The 1,707-nt window shown below is 57.9% G+C and carries 2 protein-coding genes; one reads left to right on the forward strand and one right to left on the reverse strand.

The window, feature by feature from the left end; all coding sequences use genetic code 11:
* Positions 1-524: transaldolase family protein (locus QZY07_RS21245; RefSeq protein WP_295407067.1), on the forward strand; the 524-nt coding region annotated here is incomplete at its 5' end.
* Positions 525-737: 213 nt separating this feature from the next.
* Here the strand turns inward: QZY07_RS21245 and QZY07_RS21250 are convergent.
* Positions 738-1,481: a hypothetical protein gene (locus tag QZY07_RS21250; RefSeq protein WP_295407071.1), complete on the reverse strand. Its 744-nt coding sequence runs from the start codon at positions 1,479-1,481 to the stop codon at positions 738-740.
* Between the last annotated feature and the right edge of the window lie 226 nt (positions 1,482-1,707).

Genomic DNA, 1,707 nt, shown 5'->3' on the forward strand with positions numbered 1-1,707 from the left:
AGGGCATTCACTGCAACCTGACCCTTCTATTCGGCTTCGCCCAGGCCGTCGCCTGCGCCGACGCCGGCGTGACGTTGATCTCGCCCTTCGTCGGGCGGATCCTCGATTGGTATAAAAAAGCGGAAAACGTCGCTGGCTACCCCGCCGACGAGGATCCGGGAGTCCAATCGGTGACCCGGATCTTCAACTATTACAAGCGCCACGGCTATGAGACGGTCGTCATGGGCGCCAGTTTCCGCAATCTCGACGAGATTCTGGAACTGGCCGGTTGCGATTACCTGACCATCTCGCCCGCCCTGCTGGGCGAGTTGGCTTCCACGGAGGGCGAGGTTCCGCGCAAGCTGGATGCCGAGCGGGCGGGCGCGCTGGAGATTCCGAAGGTCGCCTATGACGAACCCGGCTTCCGTTGGGCGCTCAACGAAGACGCCATGGCGACCGAAAAACTTGCCGAAGGCATCCGGCTATTTACCGCGGACACGCGCAAATTGGAGCAGTTCGCCCACGAAGTCTGTCAGAGTTGTTGAGAAATTTGGTACTCATTAGCTTGATTTTTGGCGCTACTTGAGGATTTACCATCAACCGCGATCCGTTTACGGTCGCCGACCGCCTGTGGACGAGAACGACACTCGATCCAGAGGAAGAAAAACTACGTATCCCGTGCTAGGCGCGGTTTAGACCAAACCGGCAAATTGACCGGCCGTATCGCCGTATCGCCGTGTGCGTGAGGGCGGGGTGCCTCAGTGATTCGGCTCCGATTCCAATGGTACCAGAGTTGCGTCGGCGTCAAGTTTGCGAACCCAAAGATCGAGCTTAGCCAACTTCGGGGGCAGCGTTGCAATCGCGGAGTTCGCAGACTCGCGGCTTGGATGCAGACTGTGGATCAGGACAAACCAAGGCCGCCCCCGATACGTTTCTTCCTGATAGTAAAGCGGAGCAGGCAGGGAAGAACGTCGCACATAGTCATGAAGGTCTTCGAGCGAAAAAAAGCCAATTAGTTGAAGCGCATAGGGCTTTTCATCGATATCGATGCGCGCTGGAGCGACAGTTGCCTCCGGCTCGCCGCCGCTCGCGGCGTCAGCTGCGGTCGCTCTGGGTTCAGGTGGCGCTATTTCGTCTGTGATCGGCTCCGATTTCAGCACCGGCAATGGAGGGGCGTCGTCAGTGGCGATCTCCTGCATTGGAGTCGGTTCGGTGTAAAGAGGAGCGGGTCGGGAGTCTCCTGAATCGGTCGCGGCGGCCAGGGGGTGATCCTGCTGTAACCGCTGCCGGTCTTCTTGTATCGCATCACCGGACGCTTTGACCTGATCGACCGCCGGGCTGGATGCGGCGGAAACCGGTTCGCTGTGTTGTGTCTCAACCGCCACTGTGGGCATCTTATTGATGTTTTTCAGTGACATGGAAATCGATTTGATCGCCACCGACAGCTGTGAGAGCTTTTCTTGAGTCAGTTGGCTTTGAATGGCACGATCAGGGATCTGCATCTGGAGCTGCTGGATCGCGTGCCGGAGTTCGGCCGTTTCGGCGGCCAGCGTTTTTCGTGTCTGGTCGAATTTAGCATAAAAATAGCCTAGGGCGTGTCATCAATTCTCGTTGTGTGGGAATATTGCCGCCCGACCACTTCAACATGATCGAGGAGATCCCTGATGACACAGCGCCGCTACGCCCTGCGTGAAGATCAATGGGAGCGGATCAAGGATCTCCTGCCGG

Source organism: uncultured Thiocystis sp. (assembly GCF_903866365.1).
Lineage (GTDB): Bacteria > Pseudomonadota > Gammaproteobacteria > Chromatiales > Chromatiaceae > Chromatium.

Coding starts and splice junctions, on each gene's coding strand:
- QZY07_RS21250 (WP_295407071.1), bottom strand. CDS start 1,481: ATGCAGATCCCTGATCGTGCCATTCAAAGCCAACTGACTCAAGAAAAG.